This window comes from Mycolicibacterium psychrotolerans (assembly GCF_010729305.1).
In the GTDB taxonomy this organism is placed as follows: Bacteria; Actinomycetota; Actinomycetes; order Mycobacteriales; family Mycobacteriaceae; genus Mycobacterium; species Mycobacterium psychrotolerans.
The window spans coordinates 780,295-806,417 of record NZ_AP022574.1; the positions used below are offsets into that span (position 1 = coordinate 780,295).

A 26,123-nucleotide genomic window follows, 5' to 3' on the forward strand; every position below is an offset into this window, starting at 1 on the left:
GGCCGCGTGGGACGCAGTTTCGGCGGGAAAGAAAGCGGAATGACCCTCCTCCGCGGGCCCTTAGGCTTGCCCATGTGCCGGCACCGAGTACGTTCGACGTGACATTTTGCGCCGCCCGACGGGCGGCGCTATGTTTGCTGACGACGTGCCGGACCGCGGGGATCCGGACGGCCCGGGTGGGGGGTGGACAGTAGTGCAGCGACTCGGTGCGCTGTTTGCCGTGCTGGCGCTGATTTTGTTGGTGACGCCGCCGTCCGCGGGCGCCATCGAACCCCCGGTCATCGATCCGGCCGCCGTTCCCCCTGACGAGACGGGGCCGGACCAGCCGATGGAGCAGCGGCGGGTCTGTGCCGCGCCGACGGTGTTCCCCAACTCGAACTTCGCTGACCGACCCTGGGCGAGCGACTACCTCCGGCTCGCCGACGCGCAGCGGTTCGCCACCGGCGCCGGGGTAACTGTGGCCGTGATCGACACGGGCGTCAACGGGTCGCCGCGGGTGCCCGCGGAGCCCGGCGGCGACTTCGTCGACCAGGCCGGCAACGGCATGTCCGACTGCGATGCCCACGGCACCCTGACCGCCGCCGTCATCGCGGGCCGGCCCGCCCCCACCGACGCGTTCGTCGGCGTCGCCCCGGATGCGCGCATCCTCTCGCTGCGGCAGACCTCGGACAGCTTCCAGCCGGTCGGTACCCGCACCGACCCCAACGATCCGAACGCCACGCAGACCGCCGGTTCGCTTCGCAGCCTGGCCCGCGCGATCGTGCACGCCGCCAACATCGGGGCGCAGGTCATCAACATCAGTGAGGCGGCTTGCCACCGACGTCGCGGCGCCACCACCGGCAGTCCAGCGTGCGGTCCGGCCGGCTCAACGCGTCCACCATCGCGGCGACTTCGGGATGCGGATCCCCGAAGGCGGTCAGGATGCCCTGCGCGGTCAGGTCACGGGTGACCTGCTCCCACACGGTCCGGCGCTGGTCCTCGTACGGAATGTTGGGGCGGATGCCCAGGGCCAGCGGGAAGTCGACGAGGTGCAGCAGGTCCGCGATGACCAGCATGCCGTCGATGGTCACCTCGACGCCGACCACGTCGTCGTAGTGGGTGGGTTCGGCGTCGCCGAAGAACGGGCTGGCCATCACCGGCGGAGCCGCTCGGCGGATGCCTGATCGGTGGCCTCATACCGGTGCGCGGCGCATGTCAGGTTCTCCTCGAGCGCGCGTGATTCGCCGGCGACACTGGCCGCCGCGTCGGCCCGGGCCTGCTGGATCGCCTCGAGCGCAGCCGCCGTGGACCACGCGACCACCCCGTGGGACATCCGGATGGGGGTGTCCACACCGGCGACGGCCGCAGTGGCCGAGGCCATCTCGGCCGCGGCCTGGCCGTGTTTGGCGGCGAGTTCACGCAGGTGCGCGGTCGTCACTTCGAGGGCGTCATACGACATGAGCGGTGTCTTCTCTGCTCGGTTACTGCGGGGGTCGGGTGGCTGCCGGGGCCGGCGGACGCGGCGGTTCGGCCGCCGGCGGCGGGGCCGCGGCCGGTTCACCGGGCTCCGCGACGGCGCCCGGGGTGGTCGGCTCGGCGGCATCGTCGTCGGCGGCCGGCTCGGCCGGTTCGTCGCGGGGGTCCTCGTCGGTGGTCGACGTGGCGGTGTCCGGCGCGCCGTCGGTGGACTCGGCGGGTTGCGCCGACGTCGCCGTCGACAGTGCCTGGCCGGCCGCGGTGACGACCCCGGTCAGCGCCGCGGCGATCGGCGCCATCGCGGAGCCGATTGCACCGCCCACCGCGCCGAACACCGATGACATCGCGGCCATCGGATCGGCGGCCGTCGGCGGTGGCGCAGCCTGTCCGGCGGTCGTCGCCTCGGCGGGAGGGGCCGGCGAGCAGTGAACAGGGGGTGGCATCGCGGACGCCGCCGGAGCCGGCATCGACGGCGACGCGGCCCCGATGGACGGTCCCCGCTCCGGGTCGCGGCCGGACGGCACGTCGGTGGCCGGTTCGGTGCCGGGTCGGCGCTCCTGCTCGTCGACGGGCGGCGGCTGATCCTCGTCGAGCACCGGCGGCGCCGTCTTGCGCGTCAACGCCGCATAGCCCTCGACGAGCCGTCGCAGCTCGGCGGCGTTCTCCCCCGTCTCGGACGCCAGGGTGGCGAGTTCGGTGCTGCTGACCAGCAGAGCGGTGTTGACCGCGGTCATCTCGACGGCCGCCTTGAGCGCCTTCCCCACGCCCGGGATCAGCGCGACCGACCAGGTGGCATAGCCGAGCGAGGACAGGTGGTCGGACAGGTCGTCGAGCTTGCCGCGGTGGTATTCGACCTGAAAGGCCTCCCGTGCGACGACCGTCTGCACGTCGCGGTCCAGCACGGCCAGCGATGCGGCGGACCCGGACTGCCGGCGGTTAGCCGACGCGTAGGCCCGCGACCCGGTGCCCGCCCAGTCGTCCCGGGGGTAGGCCGAGTCGACGGTCTGGCCGGCGCCGGTGAAGCCGGTCGCGCCGCGCCCGAACGCCTCGCCGGGATCGGGCGTACCCCAGCCGGTGGTCAGCCGCATCCCGGCGATCAGCAGCTGGCCGGCATCGAGGATCTCCGAGCCGGACGACGCTGTTCGAGAGCGCGCGTCGGCATTGCCGAAAGCACCGCCGATGACTTTGCCGAACCCGTCGGCACCATCGGACATATCCACACCGAATCACCCCTTCCCGCTGGGAGCCTACCAGCGGGTACCCCCCTGTACTGTCACCAATTTCCACGCTCCGCGGTACCGGCAGAATCGTCGGATCAGAGCCTGCAGCTATCGCAGACGACGCCTTTTAGAGGCTATTTCCTATTTGGGCAAACTCGCCTGACTGCGCGTCCGCGGAGATCATCGTCGGCAGCGGCAGAGCCGCGTGTGACGCACGCGCCCCGCGTCCGAGTCAGTTGACCGGCCCCGCCCGCGGTTCTGCGATGTCTTTGCTCCGAGGACGGGGCCGTACGCTGAGACCCTGCACGGATGGCACCGGCGAGGAGACGCTTTGTGACGGACCGCGATGAGACACTGCGGGGCGAATCGGGGTGGACGGACTCCGGGACACCCCCGACGGGTCAGTCCCCGGTCGTCCCTCCCCGCCCGCCGTTCGACGCGGGCCCCACGCAGGTCCTCCGGCCCGGCGCGCCGGGCCGGAGGACCTGCCCGCCGGCGTGGCCGCCGTCGGGCCGCCCCACGCCTCCGCCCGGCCCGTGGCCACCGCGGCCGCACGAGCCCGACACCGCCGGTCTGCCGGCCCAGCCGGGGTCCTACGCCGAGCGCATCCGCCCGGCCGACCTCGTTCCGGTGCGCAAGCCCATCCCTGGCCGGGGGTGGCGTCGCGCTCTGTTCACGGCCACGTTCGGTCTGATCAACCTCGGGCCGTCGCCGGCCGAACGCCGCATCGCCGGACTCGAAGCAGCGATCCGCGCGCCGCTGCGCGGCCACTTCAAGATCGGGGTGATGGGCAAGGGCGGCGTCGGCAAGACCACGGTCTCGGCGTGCATCGGCTCGGTCTTCGCCGAACTCCGCCAGGACGACCGCGTGGTGGCGGTCGACGCCGACACCGCATTCGGCAAGCTGGGCAGCCGCGTGGATCCCCGCGCCCAGGGGTCGTTCTGGGAGCTGGCCGGCGATCAGCACCTCGAGACGTTCGCCGACGTCCGCAACCGCGTCGGCAGCAACGCCGCCGGACTGTTCGTGCTCGCCGGCGAAGCGACTCCCGCGCGCCGCCGTGTGCTCGACCCGGCGATCTACCGCGAAGCGACGGCCCGGCTCGACCGGCACTTCACGATCTCGGTCGTCGACTGCAGCTCGACGATGGACGCCCCGGTGACCCAGGAAGCGCTGCGCGATCTGGACGCGCTGGTCGTGGTGTCCTCCCCGTGGGTCGACGGCGCGGCGGCCGCGGGCCAGACACTGGACTGGTTGGCCGCGCGCGGCTTCAACGGTCTTCTGCACCGCACGGTGGTTGTGCTCAACGACTCTGACGGCCACGCCGACAAGCGCACGAAATCCGTTCTGGCGCAGCAGTTCTCCGGGCACGGCCAACTGGTCGTGGAGGTGCCGTTCGACGGCAATCTCCGACCGGGCGGGGTCATTGACGGCACCCGTGACATGTCTCCCGCCGCCCGGCTCACGTTCCTCGAGATCTGCGCGGCACTGGCCGCACACTTCCCGAACCACCAGCGCTGACCGACGCTCACGGAAATGTCGGACCCCTGTGATTGTGTGGGGTCATGTCACCGACGGCTTCACTCGCCCAAGATGAGCGGCTGTCGGTGCTGTTCGATGAGTTGGGCGAGTTGACGGGTCAGCGCAACGCGATCGACGGGCGCATCGTGGAGATCGTCGCCGAGTTCGACCGTGACGAGTTGTGGGCCGCGGCGGGAGCGAAGTCGGTTGCGGGCCTGGTGGCGTGGAAGGCCGGGGTGTCCCCGTCGCGAGCGGAAACCATTGCCGCCGTAGCGCATCGGCTCAACGAGTTCCCCCGGTGTGTGACCGGGTTGAAAGAAGGCCGGCTGTCGCTGGATCAGGTCGGGGTGATCGCCCAGCGGGCGGCCGAGGGCTCCGATGAGCACTACGCCACGCTGGCCGCCGCAGCGACGGTCACCCAGTTGCGCACCGCTCTCAAGCTCGCCCCCAAACCCTTACCCGAGCCGGAGCCCGAATCCGACACTCAACCCGAAGCGGAGCCCGCGCCGGAGCCGTCGATCAACAAGACCACGGACGACCAGTACACGTACTGGCACATCCGGCTGCCTCATGTGGAGGCAGCGACGTTCGACGCGGCACTTCGCTCACACCAGGACGCGTTGATCGCCGAGTGGAAAGAGCTCGACGAAACGGCCGCCCGCCCGCCGATGCCCACCACCGTCGACGCCTTTCTGCGCCTGGTGGAGACGGGATGGGACGCCGAGGCCGCCCGCCGACCGCACGGGCAGCACACCACCGTGGTCATGCACGTCGATGTGAAGGACAAGGTGGGGTCACTGCATCTCGGTCCGGTCCTCTTGCAGCACGACAGGCAGTACCTGTCGTGTGACGCCACCTGCGAGGTGTGGTTCGAGCGCGACGGACGGCCGATCGGTGCGGGTCGAACCACGCGGACGATCAGCCGGCGGCTGCGACGCGCGCTGGAGCGCCGGGATCTCACCTGTGTGGTCCCCGGTTGCGGCGCCACTCGCGGTCTGCACGCCCACCACCTTCGGCACTGGGAAGACGGCGGGCTCACCGAGCTGATCAATCTCGCTCTGGTCTGTCCCTACCATCACCGGGCCCATCACCGCGGTCTCATCACAATCGTCGGGCCCGCTGATCGGCTCGTCGTCACCGACCACGCCGGCCGGCCGATGACGTCGACATCGCTGGCCCGGCCACCCACACAACCCCCGCCTGACGTCGCCCCGTGCCCCGGGCCGACCGGGGAACGCGCCCGATGGTGGTGGTACGAACCCTTCCAGCCGCCGTCACCCCCCGCGAGGAACTAAGCCTGGCGCAGACTCAGCACCTCACCGACGATCCGTCCGTCGGCGAGCAGCTCCCCCATCTGCCCGGACTGCCGTTCCGACACCTGCCAGGCCGGGTCGTCGCCGTATCGGCGCGCCAGCTCCGCGTCGACCCGGTCGACGCGGTCCTGCCAGTCCCCGGGCATCGCCGGCAGATCGGACGTGCGCAGCCGCGACACCACAGCCAGACCGGCTGCGGCCACCGCGTCGCGCAGCGAATCCGGTGTCGGGAAGTGGTTGCCGTCGGGTCGCTCGTCATCGGTCAGCGGCGTCCGTGCGACGAAGACGAGCAGGCCGATCCGGCCCGGCGGCCGCACCACCCGGCGCAGCTCACTCAGCACGGCGACGTGGTCGGCTGTCGTGCACAACACGCCGAGGCACCACGCCGCGTCGACGGCTGCGTCGGCGAACGGCAGCGCATCGGCACTGCCCTGCACCGTCGGATAGCCGAAAAGCGACCGCGCGGCGCGGCAGGCACCCGCCTCGGGCTCGACCAGCATCGGCGCGACCGGTTTCCGACCGACGGCGTAAGCCGCGGGCCCGCCGACCCCGGCGCCACAGTCCAGCAGCGACTCCCCGTCCCGCAGCTCGAGTTCATCGATCAGCCAGTCGAGGGCGGCCGGATTGCCGCTGCCCCGGCACCCGGCGGGAACGTGATACGACGGCCCCAGGTCGCGGGCCACCGTCGCCGTCCATTCGGCGACGGTGTCGAACTCCGCCGACATCGCGTCACTCACAGCGCTTCCCTCCCCTGCCGGATCCGTCGTCCGACCTCGGCCTTGATCTCGGCTCCGGCCCGGGTTCCCGCCGCCGACGCCAGCCCCGAGACGTTGACGCCGTCGACGCCGTCGACGGCCAGCAGCGCCCGGGCCTCGGCGACCGCGGCATCGATACCCGCCTCGACCGGATCGGGGGCATTCAGGATGCCGTCGACGACGCCCCAGTCGACCGCCAACCCGGGCAGGCCTTGCAGGACAGCCGCCGAGAGCTCGTCGGTGATCACCGCGACGGCCGCCAGTACGGGAATCGCCAGTCCGGCCGCGCGCGCGGCCGCCATGAAGTCGGCCACCACAGCCGGGGCGGACATGTGGTTCAGCACGGCGATGCTCGCACCGGCCCGCTGCTTCTGCACCAGGCGCAGCGGCCGCCCCGAAATTGGCGGCGCCGAGGGTGTTTCGGGTACGGCGGCGGTGACGCCCAGCTCGGCGGCCAGCGCCACCAGGCGCGGACCGTCCAGGTCGAACGTCTGCGTGACATCGGGGCGCACGTCGTAGGCGCGCCCGTCGCCGGTCACGCAGAGCACCGTCCGCACGCCGGTCAGCGCCAGCCCGCGCAGTTCCTGCTCGAGTACCACGCGATTGCGGTCGCGGCAGGACAGCGTGATCCAGGGCTGCACCCCGGCGTCGAGGAGCAGAGAGCCCATCAGCGTGGGCGGAAAATCGGGCCGGTTCTGATGCTCGCCCACCAGCACCGCATCACAGGAGTCGGCCAGCGCACCCGCCGTGGCCGCCAGATCCGCCGCGTCGAACGGAAGGCAGCTGAAGTCGGTGAGGATCAGCGGCGCCGCCACGCGCTGCGCTTCGGCCGGGGCGCCGTCCCACAGCACGGTCTCGGGAAACTCGCACGGACCGGGCCGCATCTCGCACTGGCCGTCCGGCCGGACCCCGCCGCAGGGGCCGAACCGCATGTGCTTCGGACAGCCCGCCGCCGCGCGCTCCCCAGCCAACTCCGCCGTCATCGAACCTCCGTGTCGTCGCAGCATCGTGCCCCGCGCCGGGCGCACCCAAACGCGGAGCACCGAGGGCATTACGGCTATTCGGTATGGACCTTTGGCCCCATCGGCGCCCTGGCAGCGTCCCTAGGCTCGAAGAAGCGCAGGACGGGACGGTTGCCTCCAGTTCGGCGTCAGGCGAGACCGGAGGCAACTCCGCCGTTAAGAAGCAGCGCCGGCCCTGTTTTCGCCGCTCTCCCCCGGGTCCTGCGCGCCGGAGGGCAGCCGCTGGTGAGCGGTCATCAGCACCCCGTCGTACACCTCCCGGGTCGGCAGCACGCCGTCGTGCTGCAGCGCACGGAAGTCGACCAGAATCTGCTCGGCGAGAAGTCGCAGTTTCACGTTCGTCTGTTGCGAACGCCACCGCAGCAGGTCGAAGGCCGCGGATGCGTCGATGCCGTAGACCACCATCAGCATGCCCTTGGCCTGCTCGATGGCCGCGCGATGCTCGGCGAACTCGGCGACCTGGGCCGACATCTCGCTGCGCCGATCGTCCTCGTAGGCAGACAGGTCCACGTAGAAGCCGTCACTTCCCACCACGCGACCGCTGTCGTCGCGCAGCTGATTGCCGACCACGACCACGTGATGGATGCGGCCTTGCACGTCCTGGATGCGGTGGCGCGAGCTGAAGGCCGCCCGGGTCTCGCGGATCCGCTCCATCAGCGCGGCCAACTGAGGGCGATCGGCGGGATGCTTGTGGCTGAGCACCAGTTCGGTGGTGGGGACGACGCTGCCGGGCTGATAGCCGTGGATTAGCGCCACCTCGTCGGACCACTCCCACCGGTCCTCGTCGAAGAGGTAGCGGACCCAGCCGATCCGCGGCGCCGCGGACCCGGCGTCGTTGCCGACGGCTGTGGCGTCATCCGGTGTCGGCACCGATGGGCCCCCAAGTCCTGAAATTGTCGCAGGTGTCACCAAAAGTACCGACCGGCCCGCGGACGCGGGATCCTTCGCTGGGAACTCATGCGATCTGGGTGATCAGCGACTCGATGGCCTCGGCGTCCGCCGGCGCGACCGGTTCCCCCGCCTCGGCACGCGCCACCACCTGCTCGGCGACGCCGGCCGCCTGCGCGGTCTCCGGGACAGTCAGGTTCGCACCGCGACGGGCGGCGTAGAGCCGCTGGCCGAGGGTCGCGCCGGGCGCCTGCGCGGCACGGACCATGAGGTCGTCGTAGAGGCGGCGCACCGCACCCAGCGCCTTGATCAATGCGGGCGTGACGCGGCCGATGCGCGCCGCCCCGGCCGCGACCCCCTCGAGTTGTCGCAGATCGGTCAGCATCGCGGTGATCCGCGGCGTGAACGCCGGGTCGTCGACCGGAGGCAGCGACGCCACCGTGTCCGACAAGGTGTTCACCGCGGTGACGACGGCCTGAGCGATCAGGGAGACCTCCTCGCCATTGGCCGGAGGCGCCGGCGGGCGGGGGCGGTCGGGCTGTCCGGTGCGCAGCCGTTCGATGGTTCCCGGCGGCCACTGCAGCACCTCTTCGAGCTTTGCCCGGGTGCGCTCTCGAGGCCAGCTCCTCCCCTTCTCGAACGCGATCAGCGCACCGGCGTTGATGATGCCGTCGGCGGCCAGGCGCCGCTGGCTGATGTTGAGTTCGCGGCGCCGTGCCGCTGCCGCCGCTCCGGCTCTGACCATCCCCGGATCGAGCGCGTCGGTCGATTCCTCGATCGACTCCGCGTTGATCATGTGCCGGGGTTTCCTCGTGTGTGGTGGGGCCCAAGGGCGGTCGAATCCTATCGAGCAGTGCGTACCGCTACGGCTCGCAAGTCCGGGCGCAACGGTTCGACGTCAAAACTACACCGTCGCAACGTCGACAACCGCATCAACGCTACATGTTTTTCGCGACGTCTCGTCAGCAGACAGACGCAGCTAATACCCAGTTCACAACGCTTTTCTTCGCCCCGTTGCGCCATTGAGGGATGGCGCACGCAACCAGCCCGCAACGGTTCTGCCCGTAGAAAGTGTTGCATCGCTACGGTTTCTCGATTAGCTTTCCTCCCATCGCGGCGGATGCGCCGCCCAGGCACAGAGGAGCTACCCGATGAACGCAACCCCGTGGGACGAGACGCCGGTCGGCGAGTGCACCCGGGATCCTGACCGTTGGACCACCACCGCGGACGACGAGGCGAAGGCCATCTGCCGCTCCTGCCCGCGCCGGTGGCTGTGCGCGAAGGAAGCCTGCGAGTCACCCCGCGCCGAAGGATTGTGGGCGGGCATCTACGTGCCCGAGGCCGGCCGCGGCCGCACCTTTGCTCTGCGCCAGCTCAAGTCGCTGGCCGAGCAGCACGGCCAGCGGGTCGGTGAGCGCCGGGTGTACTACGCCGAGATCGCATGAGCGTCGATCCGGTCCGGAATATCACGGCCGCCTGCCCGGTTGACTCTGCTGGCGGTGCCGGACATGCCCCGGGCTCCAACCCTTTTCGTCGCTTCGAGCGACCACTCGCCGAGAGGCGCCATGGCGGCACCGCCCCCCGACCTCAAGCCGCGTTGCGTGGCGACGCGGCCAGCCCGCTCAACATCAGTTGCAGCGACGATTCGAACGACGACCGCAGCATCAGGACGCGCAGGTGTGGCGCCGCGGCGGCCGCGTGAGGAGCCTCGGCATGAGGAATCCGGTCGCCCAGTTCCTGCCAAGCGGTGTTGTCGCTGCTGCGGATGTCCGGCGACAGCGAGAGGAACGCCGCCTCGAGCATTGCCTGTCCGAGCAGGAAGTCGGCCAGCGAGCGGAATCGGTAGGCGGCCGTCTCGTCGTCGAATCCGCCGTCGCGCAGCAGCCCGATCGTCAGCTCGACGGCACGAATCTCGTTGTCCAGACCTGTCGTTCGCGTCGCCACCGCGAAGCCGGTCTGTGGGAAGTCGTTGACGTACACGCTGTAGAGCGCCCGCGCCAGGTCGGCCAGCGAGTCGATCCAGTGCTCGCTGCGCGACCAGTTGTCCAGAGCGATGCCGATCATCCGGTCAGCGACCGCACGCAGCACGTCGTCGACACTGCCGAAGTAGCGGTACAGCGCCGAGGCGTCCGCACCGACAGCCGCGGCCAGTGTGCGTGCGCTCATCACCGCCGCGCCGCGGTTCTCGATCAGGTTCACCGCCGCGTCGATGTACACCTCGCGCGACAGATCTGTTCCCGCGCGGGTGCGGCGCCGCCGTCGCCCGGCGGCCGGCTGGCGCCGCGGTTCGGCCATTCCCCACCCCTTACGTCAACACCGTTGACTATACGGATGTATTGCCAGAAGCTTGATCGTCGCGCGACCGGACGGGAAAGAGGGTCATGGGGGACAGCAAGAGAGTCACCGTTCTACGCATTCGGCGCACCGCCCACGACGGCGGCTACCTCTCTTACGAGGTGGACGGGCACACCGAAGACGGGCACGCGCGCCGCTACACGTTCACCGGGAATCTCTTCGTCGGTCCGGTGGTGCTCTGCGGGGACGGCGCCCCCGCAGACGTGGTGATCCACCACCCGCGCCGGTTCGGTGAGTTCGCGACCGAGCAGTGGGTGCACCGCTTCTTCGCCGAATGGCAGGAACAGGATGCGCACACCGAGGACGTCGCCGCCGTCACCGCCGGCTGCCTGACCACGGGGTACCAGACGCGCTGCGGGTGATCACCCGCTCTCACCACGTGTCGATGAACCGGCCGCCGCCGCGCTGCGGTCCGCCCGCGGCGGCGAGCGTCGCGGCGATCACCGATCGGGTATCCGCGGGGTCGATGACGTCGTCGATCTCGAAGAGCATGGCCGCGTTGAGAGCACGCGCGTTGTCCTGCGCGACCGCGGTGACCTGCCGGACACGTTCCTCGCGCTCGGCGTCGTCCGCGATCGCCTCCAGTTCCTTGCGCAGCCCGAGGCGCACCGCACCTTCCAGACCCATCGGCCCCAGATGCGCGCCCGGCCACGCCACCGTCAGCACCGGCTCGTGCAGGCTGCCGCCCGACATGGCTTGCGCTCCAAGGCCGTATCCCCGCCGCAGCACGACAGCGACCATCGGCACCCGGAGCGCGGCGCCGACCACCAGCATCCGCGAGGCCCGGCGCACCAGCGACTCCGCCTCGGCGTCCGGGCCGACCATGTAGCCAGGGCAGTCGATCAGTGACACCACCGGCAGCCCGAACGCGTCGCAGAGTTGCAGGAACCGCGCCGCCTTGTCCGAGGCCGCCGCGGTGATGGCCCCGGCCGTGAACCGGGTGTCGTTGGCGATCACCCCGACCGCGCGCCCCTCGATGCGGGCCAGCGCGGTCACCATCTCCCGCGCGAACCGGGGACGCAGTAACGTCACGGAGCCGTCGTCGGCGAGCGTCTCGATGACCGGCGCGACGTCGTAGGCGCGCCGCTCCCGTTCGGGCACGGCGGTGCGCAGCGCATTCTGGTCACGCGCGGTCCACTCGGCGACGTCGCCGGTGAAGTAGCCGAGCAGCCGCTTCGTCACGACGACGGCCTCGGCTTCGTCGGCGACGACGACGTCGACGTTGCCGTTGGGTTCCTGGACGCTCATCGGGCCCACGGCGTCGGGCGGCACATCCCCCAGGCCGCCGCCGGCGATCATGGCCGGTCCTCCCATGCCCAGGGAGGCGTCTGCGGTCGCGACGATGAGATCCGCCGTACCCGCGATCACGGCGTTGCCGGCGAAACAGCGACCCTTGACCACAGCGATGCGGGGGACGACGCCGGAGAGCTTGGCCCACAACGCGAACGCGCGGGTGTCGAGCGCCGAGACCACGGGGTAGTCGGTGTCTCCCGGTCTGCCGCCACCGCCCTCGGCGAAGAACACGGTGGGCAGCCGCATCCGGCCGATCAGCTCGAAGAGGCGGTCCTTCTTGCGGTGCCCGAGTACGCCCTGGGTTCCGGCCAGCACGGTGTAGTCGTAGGACAGCACCGCGCACGCGCTGCCGTCGACGCGGGCGGTGCCAGCGACGAGTCCGTCGGCAGGCGTCCGCGCGATCAGGTCCTCGAGGTCGCGGCGCATCCGCTGCGGGGCGATCGCGAACCGCCCGTATTCCACGAAGGACCCCGGGTCGACCAGGTCCGCGACGTTCTCTCGGGCGGTGCGGCCATGGGCGGCGTGCCGGCGCTCGACCGCCTCGGGGCGCGCGGCGTCCTCGGTCAGCTCACGCCGGCGCAGCAGATCGAGCAGGTCGTCGCGCAACTCCCCGGAGTCAGGCATCGAGGTCGGCGATGGCCGCGGCGATGTCCTCGAGCAGCGCATCGACCTGGTTTTCGTCGAAGCCCCGCTTGCCGAACGCGGGTTTGTTGAACCGCACCGCGCGCACGTCGTCGGCGGACAGGTGACCGCGGCCGTCGAGGCGGCGGGCCGCGAGAGCGACGAAGTCCTGCACCGACTTCTCGTCGTATCCCCGCTTGCCCCAGGGCGGTTTCTCGAACGTGACGTTGCGCAGATCCTCCGCCGTCAGCCCGCCGTCGCCCATGAGTTCAGACTCTAGCCAGTTATCCACAGGCCCTGTGCACGGATGCGGCCGGGCGTCGGTGTGCGGGCATACCGTGCGGACATGACGAACTGGATCAACACGGTCAGCCGTGATCATGTGGAACGCGGGGTGCGCGGCCGCTTCACGCAGGCCAACCACGGCAAGCCGCACATGCTGCGCAAGATGGCCAAGGGCGACTGGATCATCTTCTACTCACCGAAGACGGCCTATCCCGACGGCGCTCCGTTGCAGGCCTTCACCGCCATCGGTCGCGTCGCCGATGACGAGCCGTATCAGGCGGAGGTGTCGCCGGATGTCGTGCACTGGCGGCGCAACGTCGACTTCCTCGACTGCGCCGAGACACCCATCCGGCCGCTGATCGACGAGCTCGGTTTCATCGAGGACAAGTCCCGGTGGGGCTACAAGTTCCGCTTCGGGGTGTTCCGCATCGACGACCACGATCTCGAGGTCATCCGTTCCGCGATGGTCGATTCTGCGGCCGTCGGCCGGGCCGCTGAGGAGACTACTGTGAGTCCATGAGCAACACCGACGCGGCGCCCTCCGAAGTCGACTGCGCCCCTTCGACATTCGCCGGGGTGCTGCATCCCCGCGAGGTGCCGCTGGGCGGTCCGCGGGCGATCCGGGTGCGCCGTACGCTCCCGCAGCGCGACCGGTCGCTGATCGGGGCGTGGTGCTTCGCCGACCACTACGGTCCGCACGACCTTCGGGGCGGACCGGGCATGGACGTGCCTCCGCATCCGCACACGGGTCTGCAGACGGTGAGCTGGCTGTTCAGTGGGCAGATCGAGCACCGTGACAGTGCCGGGGTGCACGCGGTGGTGCGTCCCGGGGAGTTGAACCTGATGACGGCCGGTGCAGGCATCTGCCACTCGGAGGTGTCGATCGCCGATGCTCCCGTGCTGCACGGCGCGCAGCTGTGGGTCGCACTGCCCGACTCCGCCCGCGACACCGGCCGCGATTTCGCCCATCACGTGCCGCGGCAGCGCACCGTCGGCGGTGTCACGGCGCGGGTGTTCCTCGGCGAACTCGACGGCGAGCGCTCACCGGTGCACACGTTCACGCCACTGCTCGGGGCGCAGCTCGACATCGACGCGGGCGTGGCGGTGACGCTCGACGTCGACGACGAATACGAGCACGGCGTGCTCGTCGACCAGGGCAGCGTCGAGGCGTGCGGCGCCCTGCTCGCGGTCGCCGACCTGGGCTACCAGGGCACCGGCCACCCCGGCCTGCATCTGGCCAATCGCGGCGACGGCCCCGCGCGGGTGCTGCTGCTCGGCGGTGTTCCTTTCCCGTCGGAGCTCGTGATGTGGTGGAACTTCGTGGGCCGCAGCCATCAGGAGATCGTGGCCTTCCGCGAACAGTGGCAGGCCCGGGACGACCGCTTCGGCGCCGTCACCGGCTACCGCGGCGACGTCTCCCGGCTGCCTGCTCCACCACTGCCGCACGCCACCTTGCGACCGCGACCCAATCCGCGGGTATAGAGAAGGGATGGCCAACGACAGAACCGGGGCGCCGACGGAGGTCGCCGCCGAACCGGACCGCTTCAGCATCTCCGTGGAGGGCCGCACGGTGGGGGTCGCCGATTTCTACGACCGCGACGGTCGACGGGTCTTCCCGCACACCGAGGTCGACCCGCGCTTCCAGGGCCGCGGTCTGGCGACCATTCTCGTCCGTGAGGCACTGGAGGCGACCCGGGCCGCGGGGCTGCGCGTCGTGCCGCAATGCTGGATGGTCGCTGAGTTCATCGACAAGAACCCCGAGTTCGCCGATCTGACAGGAGACCCCTCATGACCACCGACAAGACCGGCGCACCGACCGAGGTCGCGGCCGAACAGGACCGGTTCGCGATCTCCGTCGACGGAAACCAGGCCGGGTTCACCGAGTTCGTCGACCACGAGGGCCGGCGCATCTTTCCGCACACCGTCGTCGACGACGAGTACTCCGGGCGCGGGCTGGCCACGATCCTCATACAGCAGGCGCTCGAAGCCACCCGCGACGCCGGTTTGCGGATCGTCCCGGTGTGCTCGATGGTCGCCGGCTTCCTCGAGAATAACCACGAGTTCGACGACATCGTCGACCCCGTCACCACCGAGGTGAAACGGGTGCTCGCGCAAGGCTGATCACGAACGACGGCCGCTACAGATACTGGGCGGTACTCCCGGAGATCGGCATGCCGCCCAGGCCGAGCTTGCGATGATCCCAGCTGCGCATCCGCGACGGCACCACCCGGACACAGATGCGGTTGTTCATCATCTGGTCGACGAACGGGCGCGCCTCCTCGGTGTACGGGCCGGTGTAGCGCTCCCACACACTGATACCGACCCGCAGGTTGGTCTCCGGATCGTCGTAGATCTCGGCGCTGCCGTCGATCGACACACCCCGCAGCGTGTCGTAGGACAGGCCGTCCTCGACCATCACGGTGATGGTCGGGTCGCGGCGCAGGTTGACGGCCTTCTGCGACTTGGCCTTGGTCTCGAACCAGATCTCGCCGTCGAGCACCGCGTACCACATCGCCACCAGATGCGGCCGGCCGTTCGGCAGGACGGTCGCCATGGTGGCCGTGCGGCTCCGTTCGATGAACTCGGTGATCTCACCGTCGGTCATCACGATCTTCGCGCGTTCGTTCTTGCCCACGATCCGCGATCCTTCCAGGCCGCCTCCCGACAATTCCGCCGGGTAAGTCGTTTGATCATGGGATGCGTGGGCAACGACCACACAGGGGTAGCTACGGGGCGGCCGTAGTCCCAAGGCCTCGTCAGGGTTAAGCAATAGCCCGGCGAGGCCGCCTTCGTTTCCGGGTTTCGAACACACGTGCGATGGGCATCCCCGGTGCGGAGGTGAACGACGATGACAGACAACGGCAATCACGCACCGCAGGAGAACGCCGAGAAGGACCCGTCTCAGTGGGTCACGGGCGAGGAGCCGATGACCGGGGCGCAGCGAAGCTATCTGCACACCCTCGCCCAGGAGGCCGGTGCGGAGATCCCCGAGGACGCCACCAAGGCGCAGGCGTCCGAGTTGATCGACCAACTGCAGCAGCAGACCGGTCGCGGGAACTGAGGGAGGGTCAGTAGAAGAGCACGGGCGGCAGCGGCCGCAGGCCGCCACCACTGGTGCTTCCGGCGAAGCGGACCGGTTCGTCGTACGAGCCGGTGAGGCGCAGCGTCCCGATCCGGCGGAACTCACCCACCGGCGGACTGATCATGAAGCTCAACTCGCTGCCCGCGGCGAACCGCAGATCCCGGCCGGTGGTGTTGGGCCGGGCGCCGAACAGAATCGGTTGCAGCCCGGCCAGATACAGCCACAGCGAGGAATACAGAGGGGCCACCGGATCGCTCGGGAGCACCACGTGGTGCAGCGGTGCGCCGTCTCCCGACGACGCCAGCAGGAAGTCCTGGTGGCGGCCGGCCCCGTAGACGTCGCACAGCTTGATGCACAGCTTGCGGGCCGTCGGGCCGCGGTCGTCGGGACCGGCCTGCACCAGCGCGCGATGCGTGACACCAGGACGTAACGCCGACACCGACGGCACCGCGGCCGTGGAGTCGACGGACAGAGTGGCCTCGAAGGTCTCGCCGGGCGCACTGAACACGTCCCCGCCGTATCCGATCACCGCGGCGGCCGTGTCCCGTACCGCGCGGGCACCGGCGAGCAGGTCTGCCGGATCGGCGATGCGCATGCCCTTCTTCATACCCGGTACCCCGGTGGTGAACGACCGAGCCCTCGCGGTGAGGCGCGGGCGCCGCGCATCTGTGTCACGATCGACAGGTGGGGTGTGCTTCTCGTTCGATCCGTTCGTGCCGGGTATCCACGGCCATCGCCGTCAACCTCGTGCTCGCGTCGCTGGCCATGCCGTCGGCCCTGGCGCAGCCCGCAGGTCCCGAACCGCAACTGCCCGGCCCACCACCGGCCGTGCCGGCCGCGCCGCCTGCGATCGGGCCGCTCGACGCAGCTGCTCCGCCGCCCGGGTGTCCGGATGTGCAGGTGCTTTTCGCGCGCGGCACCACCGAACCCCCGGGACTCGGGGCGATGGGCGAGGCATTCGTCGACGACCTCAAGGCCCGCGTCGGTCCCCGGTCGGTGGCGGTGTACCCCGTCGACTATCCCGCGAGCCCCGACTTCCCCACCGCACTGCAGGGCGTCGTCGACGCCAGCACACAGGTGCAGAAGATCGCGGCAGCGTGCCCCGACACCCACATGGTGCTGGGCGGCTACTCCCAGGGCGCGGCCGTGATGGGCTTCGTGACAACCGAATTGATTCCCGACGGGGTGTCGGCGTCGGAGGTGCCGCAGCCGATGCCGCCCGACATCGCCGACCATGTCGCCGCGGTGGCACTGCTCGGCACACCGTCGGACCGGTTCATGAACGTCATCCAGCAGCCGGCAGTCAAGATCGGCCCGCTGTACCAGCCCAAGACCATCGAGCTGTGCGTGCCGGACGACTTCGTGTGCTCGCCCGGTAACGACATCGGCGCCCACGCCCGCTACATCTCCGACGGTCTGGTTGGTCAGGCGGCGGACTTCGCCGCGGGCAAGATCGCCGCGAGCCCGAAGCCGACGTCCCACGCCGGGTGACGCCGGGCTGACGTCAGCGGTCGGTGAGTGTCGCCTCGAACGCCACCCGATCACCGCGGTACAGCGCACGCACGACCTCGATCGGCACACCGTCCTCATCAACGGATCTGCGGTGCAACAGCAACATCGGCATCGCGGTCGTGGACTCGCTCGGCGGAACCCGCTGGATCGTCACCCTGCCGGCGCTCATCGTGCTCGGCCGGATCCGTGGCCGTGCCGCACTGCGCTGACTCCGTAATGTGTACTGCCGTGCGAAGAAGAGCTCTGTGAACGCCGCTGACACCCACCTCGACGCCGACCTCGTCGTGATCGGCTACGGCAAGGGCGGCAAGACGCTGGCCGCCACGCTGGCCCGGCAAGGCTGGTCGGTGGTCATGGTGGAACGGTCACCGATGATGTACGGCGGCACCTGCATCAACACCGGCTGCGTGCCGACCAAGGCACTCATCTCGCGGTCCGAACACCTGGCGCCCGGCGCCCATCCGCAGCACTACCGGGACGCCGTGGCCGCCACCGCACGCCTCACCTCGACGCTGCGTGCCGCCAACTTCTCCATGCTCGACACGCTCGACAGCGCCACGGTGCTGACCGGTGAGGCGGTGTTCCGGGACGCGCACACCGTCGAGGTGCACACCGCTGACCGCGGCACGGTCACCGTGACCGGCCGCCATCTCGTGGTGGGCACCGGCTCGCACGCCGTCATCCCCGACATTCCGGGTCTGCGCGACGCGCCGAACCTCGCGACGAGCACCGAGATGCTCGTCGAGGACCGGCTGCCCGACCGGCTGGTCGTGCTCGGGGGTGGGTACATCGGCATGGAATTCGCCGCGATGTACGCCGCATACGGCTCCGACGTCACCGTCCTCGAACGCCACGCCGACATCCTCGGGCAGGAGGACTCCGATGTGGCCGCCTGCGCCCGCGAGGTGATGGAGGCCGCAGGCGTGCGGATCGTCACCTCGGCGGTCATCGACCGCGTCGACGACCAGGGCGACGGCACCAGTGCCGTGGCGTTCCACACCGAGGCCGGGCCGGAGACACTGCCGGCCGACACCGTGCTGGTCGCACTCGGGCGCACACCGGCGACCGAGGCGCTGGCGCTGGACCGCGCCGGTGTGAAAGTCACTGCGCGCGGCGCCATCTCGGTCGACGAGCACCTTCGGACCAGCCAACCGCACATCTTCGCCGTCGGCGACGTCAACGGCGGCCCTCAGTTCACCTACGTCTCCCTCGACGATCACCGGATCGTGCTCGACCAGCTCACCGGCAGCGGTGCGCGCAGCACCACCGACCGCAGGGCCGTGCCGTACACCCTGTTCCTGACTCCCCCGCTCTCGCGCGTCGGCCTCACCGAACGCGCGGCCGTCGACGCCGGGCGTTCCGTCAAGACCGCCGCGATGCGCGTCGCCGACATGGCGACGGTGCCGCGCGCCCGCATCGTCGAGGAGACCGCGGGCATGATGAAGGTCGTCGTGGACGCCCACACCGACGAGATCCTCGGTGCGGCGCTGCTGTCCTACGATTCGCACGAGGTGATCAACACCGTCGCGCTCGCGATGCGCCACGGCATCACGGCGTCGCAGTTGCGCGACGAGATCTACACCCATCCGTCGATGACCGAGGCGTTCAACCAGCTCCTCGGCGCACTGCGCTGATCAGCGAATCCCTCAGGGCCGCAACGCGACCCGGATACAGCCGTCGGTCTTGTTCTTGAACATGTCGTAGGCGCGCACCCCGTCCTCGAGCGGCAGGTCGTGGGTGATCAGGATCGACGGGTCGAGATCGCCCTGCTGCACGTAGTCGAAGAACTGCGGGATGTAGCGCTGGCCGTGCTGCTGTGCCGAACGCAGCGTCAGGCCCTTGTTCATCAGTGCGCCCATGGGGAACTTGTCGGTCACCCCGTAGACGCCGAGCACCGAGACGACGCCGCCTTTGCGGCACGCCAGGATGGCCTCGCGCAGGCTGGCGGCGCGGTCGGTCTCCAAGCGCAGCGCCTGCTTGGTGCGGTCGTACACCTGCTGGATGCCGGTGCTGTGGCCTTCCATGCCGACGGCCTCGATCACCGAGTCGGGCCCACGTCCGCCGGTCTTCTCCCTGAGCACCTCGGCCACGCTGTCGACCTCGGCGTAGTTGATCGTTTCGGCACCCAATCGTTCTGCCAGGGTGAGCCTTTCGGGGATCCGGTCGATCGTGATCACCCGGCCGGCACCGTTGAGCAGCGCACTGCGCGCCGCCATCAGACCGACTCCCCCGGCGCCCCACACCGCGACGACGTCGCCGCCGGCGATGTCGCAGAAGTCGGCGCCCATGTACCCGGTCGGCACCGCGTCCGACATGAACAGCGCCTGCTCGTCGGTCACGTAGTCCGGGATCGCGAAGCAGTTCACGTCGCCGAACGGCACCCGCACGAACTGCGCGTGGCTGCCGGCGTAGCCGCCGAACTCGTGGGTGTAGCCGTAGATGCCGGCTGTCGGGGCGCCCAGCACGGGCGCCTGCAGTTCGGCGTTCGGGTTCGTGGTGTCACACAGCGAGTACAGGTCGTGATCGCAGTACCAACAGCTGTTGCACGCGATGAACGACGGCACGACCACCCGGGTGCCGACCCTGATCCCGGTGACCTCGTGGCCCACCTCGACGACCTCGCCCATGAACTCGTGCCCGAAGACGTCGCCCTCCCGCATGCCGGGGATGTAGCCGTCGATGAAGTGCAGGTCCGAGCCGCAGGTGGTGGTCAGGGTGACCGCCACGATGACGTCGTGCGGGTTGAGGATCTCGGGGTCGTCGACGGTTTCCACCGCGAGGTCGTTGACGCCGTTCCACACCAGTGCTCTCATGTCGTTCCTCCTCAGCGCGCCGACGCGCGGGCGCTCGGGTTGCGGACGATGGTCGGGATCTCGCCGGTCATCAACAGTGCTCGGGCCCGGTAGAGGACCTTGAAGGCCAGTGCGCCGGTGAGCGCGCCCGGCCCGGGAGTGCTCAGCCGCGCGATCACCTCGGTGCCGCGATCCGACGGCGCATCGCGGAACGTCAGCGCGACCGACGTCGTGCCGTCTGGCCGGGCGTCGACGAACCGGACGTGGCTGTCGTCGTCGACGCCCACGACGCACTCCCACGCGGTGTCGGAGCCGAACGTCCACCGCTGCCGGTCGGGGCCGATGCTCTCCACGGCGGCGACGTCGCCGAATACTCGGGAGAGCCGGTCGGGGTCGGTGAACAGGGCGACGACCTCGGGGCGGGGACGGCCGATGGTGACGGCCTGGACCGGTGAATCGGCGCCGGCGTGGTCGGTCACTTTCTCGGCGGCCTTGGCCACGAGGTGTTTGGCGTGCTGTCTGGCGCTGTCGATGACGCTCATGAGCTCGCAGCTACCCGGGGCGTACCCGCCGAAACATCCTCGGCGCCGATCGTCAGAATGTGCGCGTCCCGAACCACGTCCATCGCCAGCGTGCGGTAGCCGAACTCGTCGAAAAGCACAGTGATGCGGTCGGATTCGCCGCTGATGACCACTCCGTGGCCCCACTCGCGGTGCTCGACGGGGGTGTTCGGCGGCACGGCCGGTTGCTCGTCTGTCAGCGGATGCCCCCGTCCGGCCCTGTCTTCGCAGCTGTCGCAGTTGCCGCACGGATGGGCCATCAGCTCGCCGAAGTAACCGAGCAGGTTGCGGCGCCGGCAGTCGGTGGTCTCGGCGTAGCCGCGCATCATCTCGACGCGGGTGCGGTCGACCCGTTCGGTCGCCTCGGTGATGCGGACTGCCCGCGCGAGCACCTGCTGCACGTCCTCGTCGACCGCGGTGAACCCGCGGCGCCCCGACCTGACGGCGGCCGCCTGCTCGAGCAGGTTTACCGCCTGGGTCAGCGCGCGGCCGCTGATGCCGGTGTCGTCGCTCAGTTGTCTGAGGCGCTTGGGCGTGGTGGTCGACAGCGCCCCGAACACCGCCGTGAGGCGCTCCTCGTCGGCGTGCGCAGTCATGAAGAACTTCGCCAGCGACAGGTCCTCGGGGCGGTAGAACAGCCGCGCCACCGCGTCCCGCCCGTCCCGGCCGGCGCGGCCCACCTGCTGGTAGTAGCTGTCCACCGAGTCCGGGATCGACGCGTGCACGACGAAGCGGACATCCGCCTTGTCGATGCCCATGCCGAACGCGGATGTGGCGACGACGACGTCGATGTCGTCGTCCCGGAAGGCGCGGTGCACCTCGTCGCGGTCGGCCGCGCGCAGTCCGGCGTGGTACGCGCCCGCGGCGACACCCCGCTCGCGCAATGCCGCGGCGCAGCGCTCGGCGTCCTTGCGGGTGGCGGTGTACACGAGGCCGGGGCCCGCCAGCGCGGCCACCGCGTCGAGGACGGCGGCGCGCTTGTCCCGGTCGTCGACGTGGTGCTCGACCTCGAGCCGGATGTTCGGCCGGTCGAACCCGGTGGCGATCACGGCGGGATCGCGCATGCCCAGGTGGCTGACGATGTCAGCACGCACCACTGGTGACGCTGTCGCGGTCAGCGCCACCACGGGCGCTCCGCCCAGTCGCCGCACCGCATCGGCCAGCCGCAGATAGCTCGGCCGGAAGTCGTGGCCCCATGCCGACACACAATGCGCCTCGTCGACCACGACCATCGCCAGCTCGACCGCCGAAAGCCGGTCGATCACCTCGTCTTTGAGCATCTGCTCCGGTGCGAGGAACACGTACTCGGCCTCGCCCGCCCGCACCGCTTCCCAGCTGCGCTCGGTGCGCCCGGCACTCTGGCGCGAATTCACCGCCACCGCATCGGGCGCGGCCGTGTCGTTCAGGTTCTCGATCTGGTCCTGCTGCAAGGCGATCAGCGGCGAGACCACCACCGTCACGCCGGGCATCAGGATGGCGGGCACCTGATAGATCGCCGACTTTCCCGACCCCGTCGGCATCACGGCCAGCACGTCGCGGCCGCCGCTCACGGCCTCCATCCCGTCGAGTTGCTCGTCGCGCAGCGTCCAGCCGAACACGCGACCGGCGGCCTCCTGCAGGTCACTTCGTCGAATCACGGCCCCGCCCATACCCGGGCGCGGCCCGCTCAACCGGGGCATCACCGGACGTGTCGATCGTCGTCGCGCGGGTATTCGTCTCCGCGTGCAAACCCTGGAGATGACTGTCCTCGATCCCCGCACCGGCGACACGGTCGCGCGTGTCCCGATCGCCGGTGCGGCCGACTGCGACGCAGCGGTGGGCCGTGCGCGAACGGCGTCGGCGGCGTGGGCGCGGACACCGGCTGCCGATCGGGCAGCCGCGGTGGCTGCGGCGGCCGACGCCGTCGCCGCGGCGGCGGACGAACTCGCCGAGCTCAATCAGCGCGAGACCGGAAAGCCTCGCGACGACGCCCTCGGCGGGGTGGAAGCCGGGATCGGAACGCTGCGCCAGTACGCCCAACTGGGACCTGTGCACCGCGGCCGCAGTCTGCTCGGCGGGCCGGCGGCCATCGATGTGATGGTGCCCGAACCCCGCGGGGTCGTCGCGGTGCTGACGCCGTGGAACGACCCTGTCGCCGTGGCCGCTGGACTGATCGGCGCGGCACTGGTGACCGGCAACACCGTCGTGCACAAGCCGAGCGAGCGTTGCCCGCGCACCGGGCGACGGTTCGCCGAACTGGTCGCCGCGGCGCTGCCCGACGGCGTGCTGGAGATCGTCGACGGGGACGGGCCCGTCGGCGCGCAGTTGGCCGGCGACGAGCGCATCGACGTGGTCGCCCATGTCGGGAGCAGTTCCACGGGCCGCGCCATCGCGCAAGCCTGCGCGGCGCACGGCGCCAAGGCGCTGCTGGAGAACGGCGGCAACGACGCGCTCATCGTCGACGACGACGTGTCACCCCGCTGGGCGGCCGAGCAAGCAGCGCAGGGCGCCTTCGCCAATGCCGGTCAGATCTGCGTGGCCGTCGAGCGGATCTATGTCGTGGAATCCCTGGCCGAGGCCTTCGTCGACGCCCTGGTGGCTGAGGCGCACTGTTGGAACGACCGCATCGGCCCGCTCGTCGACGAGCGGCACCGCGTGCTCGTACACAGTCATGTCACCGACGCGGTGCGTCGCGGCGCCCGCGTGCTGGTGGGCGGCGAACCGCGGCCGGGTCCCGGCACGTTCTACCCGCCGACGGTGCTGACCGGGTGCACGCCGGACATGGCACTGTTCGCCGAGGAGACGTTCGGGCCGATCGCGCCGGTGCGGGTGGTGCCGGACTTCGCCACGGCGCTGGCCGAGGCCGCCGACGACCGCTACGGGTTGGCCGCCACGGTGCTGACCGCCGACATGGCGCACGCCCAGGAGGCCTGGCACGCACTGCCGGTGGGGACCGTGAAGATCAACGCGGTGTTCGGTGGCGCGCCCGGCGGGTCCGCCGAGCCGCGTCGCGCCAGTGGCTCGGGCATCGGATACGGGCCCGAACTGCTCGAGGAGATGACGGCGATGAAAGTGGTGCACTGGTCACCGCCGGGCCAATAGATCCGCCCAACAACCATTTTCGAGAAAGGACGGCCGCGATGCCGAAGACCACCAAGTCGGGTAAGGCCAAGGAACGCGAACTGCCCAGCACACTGCAGAAATCCGACGACAAGGCGAAGCGCACCTTCGCCAAGGCCCATGACGCCGCCGCCGACGAGTACGGCGAGGGCGAGCGGGCTCACCGCGTGGCCTACAGCGCGCTCAAGCACAGCTACGAGAAGGTCGGCGACCACTGGGAGAAGAAGGACCAGCGCGGGCCCTCCGACGACCGGGCGGAAAGCGGAGGACCACGGGCGTCGGGCGAGACCGCCGAGGGCGTCAACGCCAACGCCACCAAAAAGCACCTCACCGATATCGCCAAGCGGCTGAACATCACGGGCCGCTCGAAGATGTCGAAAGACGAGCTGGTGGAAGAAATCAAGAAGGCGAACCGGCGGGAGAGTCGCAAGTCCCGCGGCTAGGCGTTGCCGGTCCGCTCGCGGTGCTTGCATCCGGGCCAGCAGCACGGGCGGCGCTTGCCCTCCTCGAGTTCCTCCTGGGTGCGCCGGATGCGGCGCTCCCGGGTCGCGGCTTGCTTGGCATCGGTCACCCAACAGATGAACTCGTTGCGCGCAAGCGGTGTGATGTCGTTCCATGCGGCGAGCGCTGAGGGGTTCCCGTTCAGCGCTGCCCGCAGATCGTCCGGCATCTCGTGGACGACTCCGCCGAGGACCGTCGTGTTGCTCACGGCATCAGATTAACTCTCCGGGTGCGCGTCGGCGGTGCCCGAATTGGTGTCCGCGGGCCTTCGATCGCGCCATAAGCTGATGGCAACGTGTGACAACAGTGTTTCGGACCGACGGGGGAAGCAGTGTCGACTCTGCAACAGGCGATGGAGATGGCGGCGCCTGAGCATCCGGGTCGATGGGTGGGTGCGATGGTGATGCGCCTGATCATCGTCGGCGGGCTCATCTGGCTCATCGTGTGGGCGGTGCGCAAGGCCCGGTCGCCGCGGCCGCCGCAGTATCCGTATCCACCCGCGTACTACCAGCAGCCGCCGCCGGGTGCCCCGTGGCCGCACCAGCCGCCCCCGCCCCCGGGTGCCGGCGGCGACCCTCCCTACCCCACTCAACCGGGCGGGGCCTGGCCCCCGCAGGCACCCCCGCCCTACGCCGCGCCGCACTGGCCCCAGCAGCCTCCGCCACCGACCGGCCCGCCGCCGGGGCAGCGTTCGTAGCCGGCACGGGGGATGAGGCGGCTTCGCCGTTCCGCTGAGCACCACCTCTGGCTGAGCGAGTACCTCGTCGCGCGCGGAGTGGCGCGACGCACCCGGCTGTGGCTCGCCGCGACGAGTGCGGCCATGGCGGCGGGAGTGCTGGCGTTGCTCTTCGGCGCCGGCGGGCCGCAGGACGCGGGACCGCGGGCACTGATGTGGATTGCCTTCGCCGGAGGGGTGTTCGGGACCCTGGTGTGGCTGTGGCGATGGCCCTCGCACGCGATGTCACTGGCGTTCGTCGCCGTGACCACGGTCTCCATCGCCGCGGCGTGCCTGGCCTATCCCGATCCGCTGGCCGCGCTGCTGGGCTGCATCGCCTTCACCACCATCGTCGGCTATGCGGCGTTCTTCCATTCACCCGAAGTGGTGGCCGGCGTTCTGCTCGTCGTCGCCGCCGTCGCCGCCGACCAGGCCGCCGGGGTCGCCACCCAAGGGCGGCTGACGCTCGCTGCGGTCGACCTGTTCCTCATCCTGCAGTGCAGCCTCGGCGTGGCGCTCGCCCTCTACAGTCTGGTCCGGACACTGCGGGGTGACCTGGCCGCCGCTGATCTCGACCCGCTGACAGGGCTTCTGAACCGGCGCGCCTTCCGCAGGGCTGTGGGTGGCCGGCTCTCGAATCACCAGGGCAAAAGCGGCTACCTGCTCACCGCGCTCTTGGATCTCGACGACTTCAAGGCCATCAACGACACTCACGGACACGCCGCGGGTGACCAGGCCCTTGTCGCGGTCGCCGACGCCCTGCGCGCCACCGCGACGCCGACCTCCGTCATCGCACGAAGCGGCGGTGAGGAATTCCTGTTCGCCGACTTCGCGTCCGCACACGACGTCGTAGCGCGCTACGACGAGTTGTGCGTCGTCATCGCCGCTCTGCCCGTGTCCGTCACGGCCAGCATCGGCACGTCGTTCGCCGATCTCACCGTGGCGACCCCGCGCTCCCACAACGAGCTTCTGGACCGCCTGATCGTCGCCGCCGACCAGGCGATGTACGACGCAAAACGCCGGGGCGGCAACCGATGTCATCACCACGGGAGAGTGTCGTGATGCCGAGACGACAAGCGGGCCGCGCCGGGGTGGGCGCGGCCCGCCGGAGAGCGTGAAACGGTCGTGCGGACTACG

30 protein-coding genes and 3 pseudogenes are annotated in these 26,123 nt (G+C 70.2%); 16 read left to right on the forward strand and 17 right to left on the reverse strand.

The annotated features are described in order from the left end of the window. Positions 1-193: 193 nt before the first annotated feature. Positions 194-820 (forward strand): annotated as a pseudogene (locus tag G6N45_RS03875) (S8 family serine peptidase); the annotation flags it as partial. On the opposite strand, the pseudogene G6N45_RS03880 reads toward G6N45_RS03875, so the two are convergent. The 3 genes and pseudogenes from G6N45_RS03880 to G6N45_RS03890 all read right to left on the reverse strand — a co-directional run. Next, positions 810-1,133: pseudogene (locus G6N45_RS03880) on the reverse strand (ESX secretion-associated protein EspG); the annotation flags it as partial. The pseudogenes G6N45_RS03875 and G6N45_RS03880 overlap by 11 nt on opposite strands. Then, complete coding sequence (locus tag G6N45_RS03885) at positions 1,133-1,438, reverse strand: type VII secretion target (RefSeq protein WP_163720489.1); 306 nt, start codon at positions 1,436-1,438, stop codon at positions 1,133-1,135. The gene G6N45_RS03885 and the pseudogene G6N45_RS03880, both read right to left, overlap by 1 nt. Before the next feature lie 22 nt (positions 1,439-1,460). Beyond that, complete coding sequence (locus tag G6N45_RS03890) at positions 1,461-2,669, reverse strand: EspA/EspE family type VII secretion system effector (protein WP_163720490.1); 1,209 nt, start codon at positions 2,667-2,669, stop codon at positions 1,461-1,463. Positions 2,670-3,008: 339 nt separating this feature from the next. Between G6N45_RS03890 and G6N45_RS03895 the strand changes: the two genes are divergently transcribed. Together G6N45_RS03895 and G6N45_RS03900 are read left to right on the forward strand one after the other, a co-directional pair. Beyond that, positions 3,009-4,193, forward strand: coding sequence for a MinD/ParA family ATP-binding protein (locus tag G6N45_RS03895; RefSeq protein ID WP_163720491.1), 1,185 nt, complete (start codon positions 3,009-3,011; stop codon positions 4,191-4,193). A 44-nt stretch (positions 4,194-4,237) separates the two neighbouring features. Next, positions 4,238-5,488, forward strand: a complete 1,251-nt coding sequence (locus G6N45_RS03900; protein ID WP_163720492.1) for an HNH endonuclease signature motif containing protein — start codon at positions 4,238-4,240, stop codon at positions 5,486-5,488. On the opposite strand, the gene G6N45_RS03905 is transcribed toward G6N45_RS03900, so the two are convergent. The 4 genes from G6N45_RS03905 to G6N45_RS03920 form a co-directional block, all read right to left on the reverse strand. Then, entirely contained in the window at positions 5,485-6,243 is a 759-nt protein-coding gene (locus G6N45_RS03905; RefSeq protein ID WP_197746866.1) for a class I SAM-dependent methyltransferase, read from the reverse strand. The genes G6N45_RS03900 and G6N45_RS03905 overlap by 4 nt on opposite strands. Then, the gene (locus G6N45_RS03910; RefSeq protein ID WP_163720493.1) at positions 6,240-7,244 is read right to left on the reverse strand and encodes a methylenetetrahydrofolate reductase; all 1,005 of its coding nucleotides are present in this window, start codon (positions 7,242-7,244) and stop codon (positions 6,240-6,242) included. Before G6N45_RS03910 ends, G6N45_RS03905 begins: the two co-directional genes overlap by 4 nt. Positions 7,245-7,439: 195 nt before the next feature. Beyond that, positions 7,440-8,153, reverse strand: coding sequence for a PAS and ANTAR domain-containing protein (locus tag G6N45_RS03915; protein WP_163720494.1), 714 nt, complete (start codon positions 8,151-8,153; stop codon positions 7,440-7,442). Between the two features lie 85 nt (positions 8,154-8,238). Further along, positions 8,239-8,967, reverse strand: coding sequence for a transcriptional regulator (locus G6N45_RS03920; protein ID WP_163720495.1), 729 nt, complete (start codon positions 8,965-8,967; stop codon positions 8,239-8,241). A 355-nt stretch (positions 8,968-9,322) separates the two neighbouring features. Here G6N45_RS03920 and G6N45_RS03925 point away from each other — a divergent pair, with 355 nt between their 5' ends. Then, on the forward strand, positions 9,323-9,616 hold the full coding sequence (locus tag G6N45_RS03925) for a WhiB family transcriptional regulator (RefSeq protein WP_057149943.1): 294 nt from the start codon (positions 9,323-9,325) through the stop codon (positions 9,614-9,616). Positions 9,617-9,758: 142 nt separating this feature from the next. Here G6N45_RS03925 and G6N45_RS03930 read toward each other — a convergent pair whose 3' ends face one another. After that, complete coding sequence (locus G6N45_RS03930) at positions 9,759-10,466, reverse strand: TetR/AcrR family transcriptional regulator C-terminal domain-containing protein (protein WP_163720496.1); 708 nt, start codon at positions 10,464-10,466, stop codon at positions 9,759-9,761. Positions 10,467-10,552: 86 nt separating this feature from the next. Between G6N45_RS03930 and G6N45_RS03935 the strand changes: the two genes are divergently transcribed. After that, entirely contained in the window at positions 10,553-10,888 is a 336-nt protein-coding gene (locus G6N45_RS03935) for a hypothetical protein (RefSeq protein ID WP_163720497.1), read from the forward strand. 10 nt (positions 10,889-10,898) lie between these two features. Here G6N45_RS03935 and G6N45_RS03940 read toward each other — a convergent pair whose 3' ends face one another. Both G6N45_RS03940 and G6N45_RS03945 read right to left on the reverse strand, forming a co-directional pair. Continuing rightward, positions 10,899-12,443, reverse strand: a complete 1,545-nt coding sequence (locus tag G6N45_RS03940) for an acyl-CoA carboxylase subunit beta (RefSeq protein ID WP_163720498.1) — start codon at positions 12,441-12,443, stop codon at positions 10,899-10,901. Continuing rightward, a complete protein-coding gene (locus G6N45_RS03945) occupies positions 12,436-12,705 on the reverse strand; it encodes a DivIVA domain-containing protein (protein WP_163720499.1) in 270 nt (89 codons plus the stop codon). Before G6N45_RS03945 ends, G6N45_RS03940 begins: the two co-directional genes overlap by 8 nt. A gap of 81 nt (positions 12,706-12,786) precedes the next feature. Here G6N45_RS03945 and G6N45_RS03950 point away from each other — a divergent pair, with 81 nt between their 5' ends. Genes G6N45_RS03950 through G6N45_RS03965 form a run of 4 tightly spaced genes read left to right on the forward strand, consistent with a single transcriptional unit; the run spans position 12,787 to position 14,846 of the window. After that, positions 12,787-13,245 carry an EVE domain-containing protein gene (locus G6N45_RS03950; RefSeq protein WP_163720500.1) on the forward strand — a complete coding sequence of 153 codons (459 nt, stop codon included), beginning with the start codon at positions 12,787-12,789 and terminating at the stop codon, positions 13,243-13,245. Next, positions 13,242-14,207, forward strand: coding sequence for a pirin family protein (locus G6N45_RS03955; RefSeq protein WP_163720501.1), 966 nt, complete (start codon positions 13,242-13,244; stop codon positions 14,205-14,207). Before G6N45_RS03950 ends, G6N45_RS03955 begins: the two co-directional genes overlap by 4 nt. Positions 14,208-14,214: 7 nt before the next feature. Then, complete coding sequence (locus G6N45_RS03960) at positions 14,215-14,517, forward strand: GNAT family N-acetyltransferase (RefSeq protein WP_163720502.1); 303 nt, start codon at positions 14,215-14,217, stop codon at positions 14,515-14,517. Further along, a complete protein-coding gene (locus G6N45_RS03965) occupies positions 14,514-14,846 on the forward strand; it encodes a GNAT family N-acetyltransferase (protein WP_163720503.1) in 333 nt (110 codons plus the stop codon). The genes G6N45_RS03960 and G6N45_RS03965 overlap by 4 nt, the downstream gene beginning before the upstream one ends. 16 nt (positions 14,847-14,862) lie before the next feature. On the opposite strand, the gene G6N45_RS03970 is transcribed toward G6N45_RS03965, so the two are convergent. Further along, the gene (locus G6N45_RS03970; protein ID WP_163720504.1) at positions 14,863-15,360 is read right to left on the reverse strand and encodes a pyridoxamine 5'-phosphate oxidase family protein; all 498 of its coding nucleotides are present in this window, start codon (positions 15,358-15,360) and stop codon (positions 14,863-14,865) included. A 213-nt stretch (positions 15,361-15,573) separates the two neighbouring features. On the opposite strand from G6N45_RS03970, the gene G6N45_RS03975 reads away from it, so the two are divergent. Further along, on the forward strand, positions 15,574-15,786 hold the full coding sequence (locus G6N45_RS03975; protein ID WP_163720505.1) for a DUF3072 domain-containing protein: 213 nt from the start codon (positions 15,574-15,576) through the stop codon (positions 15,784-15,786). A gap of 7 nt (positions 15,787-15,793) precedes the next feature. On the opposite strand, the gene G6N45_RS03980 is transcribed toward G6N45_RS03975, so the two are convergent. Then, entirely contained in the window at positions 15,794-16,414 is a 621-nt protein-coding gene (locus tag G6N45_RS03980) for a hypothetical protein (protein WP_163720506.1), read from the reverse strand. 77 nt (positions 16,415-16,491) lie between these two features. Here G6N45_RS03980 and G6N45_RS03985 point away from each other — a divergent pair, with 77 nt between their 5' ends. After that, positions 16,492-17,298, forward strand: a complete 807-nt coding sequence (locus G6N45_RS03985) for a cutinase family protein (RefSeq protein WP_246228868.1) — start codon at positions 16,492-16,494, stop codon at positions 17,296-17,298. A gap of 13 nt (positions 17,299-17,311) precedes the next feature. On the opposite strand, the pseudogene G6N45_RS03990 reads toward G6N45_RS03985, so the two are convergent. After that, positions 17,312-17,446, reverse strand: a pseudogene (locus G6N45_RS03990) (UTRA domain-containing protein); the annotation flags it as partial. Between the two features lie 118 nt (positions 17,447-17,564). Between G6N45_RS03990 and G6N45_RS03995 the strand changes: the two are divergent. Then, positions 17,565-18,953, forward strand: a complete 1,389-nt coding sequence (locus tag G6N45_RS03995; RefSeq protein ID WP_163720507.1) for an FAD-dependent oxidoreductase — start codon at positions 17,565-17,567, stop codon at positions 18,951-18,953. Positions 18,954-18,965: 12 nt separating this feature from the next. Here the strand turns inward: G6N45_RS03995 and G6N45_RS04000 are convergent, their stop codons facing one another. Genes G6N45_RS04000 through G6N45_RS04010 form a run of 3 tightly spaced genes read right to left on the reverse strand, consistent with a single transcriptional unit; the run spans position 18,966 to position 22,320 of the window. Beyond that, positions 18,966-20,132 (reverse strand): zinc-dependent alcohol dehydrogenase, encoded by a 1,167-nt coding sequence (locus G6N45_RS04000; protein WP_163720508.1) that lies wholly within the window; start codon positions 20,130-20,132, stop codon positions 18,966-18,968. A gap of 11 nt (positions 20,133-20,143) precedes the next feature. Further along, on the reverse strand, positions 20,144-20,653 hold the full coding sequence (locus G6N45_RS04005; RefSeq protein WP_163720509.1) for an SRPBCC family protein: 510 nt from the start codon (positions 20,651-20,653) through the stop codon (positions 20,144-20,146). Then, positions 20,650-22,320 (reverse strand): RecQ family ATP-dependent DNA helicase, encoded by a 1,671-nt coding sequence (locus G6N45_RS04010; RefSeq protein WP_163727745.1) that lies wholly within the window; start codon positions 22,318-22,320, stop codon positions 20,650-20,652. Before G6N45_RS04010 ends, G6N45_RS04005 begins: the two co-directional genes overlap by 4 nt. Positions 22,321-22,408: 88 nt before the next feature. Between G6N45_RS04010 and G6N45_RS04015 the strand changes: the two genes are divergently transcribed. Continuing rightward, positions 22,409-23,752: an aldehyde dehydrogenase family protein gene (locus tag G6N45_RS04015; protein ID WP_163720510.1), complete on the forward strand. Its 1,344-nt coding sequence runs from the start codon at positions 22,409-22,411 to the stop codon at positions 23,750-23,752. Positions 23,753-23,790: 38 nt separating this feature from the next. Beyond that, positions 23,791-24,213: a ChaB family protein gene (locus G6N45_RS04020; protein WP_163720511.1), complete on the forward strand. Its 423-nt coding sequence runs from the start codon at positions 23,791-23,793 to the stop codon at positions 24,211-24,213. Here the strand turns inward: G6N45_RS04020 and G6N45_RS04025 are convergent. Then, on the reverse strand, positions 24,210-24,440 hold the full coding sequence (locus tag G6N45_RS04025) for a YdeI/OmpD-associated family protein (protein ID WP_275997595.1): 231 nt from the start codon (positions 24,438-24,440) through the stop codon (positions 24,210-24,212). The two genes, G6N45_RS04020 and G6N45_RS04025, sit on opposite strands and share 4 nt — an antisense overlap. Positions 24,441-24,602: 162 nt before the next feature. Here G6N45_RS04025 and G6N45_RS04030 point away from each other — a divergent pair, with 162 nt between their 5' ends. Both G6N45_RS04030 and G6N45_RS04035 read left to right on the forward strand, forming a co-directional pair. After that, a complete protein-coding gene (locus G6N45_RS04030) occupies positions 24,603-24,968 on the forward strand; it encodes a hypothetical protein (RefSeq protein WP_163720513.1) in 366 nt (121 codons plus the stop codon). A gap of 12 nt (positions 24,969-24,980) precedes the next feature. Further along, a complete protein-coding gene (locus tag G6N45_RS04035) occupies positions 24,981-26,048 on the forward strand; it encodes a GGDEF domain-containing protein (RefSeq protein WP_163720514.1) in 1,068 nt (355 codons plus the stop codon). Positions 26,049-26,123 lie beyond the last annotated feature (75 nt).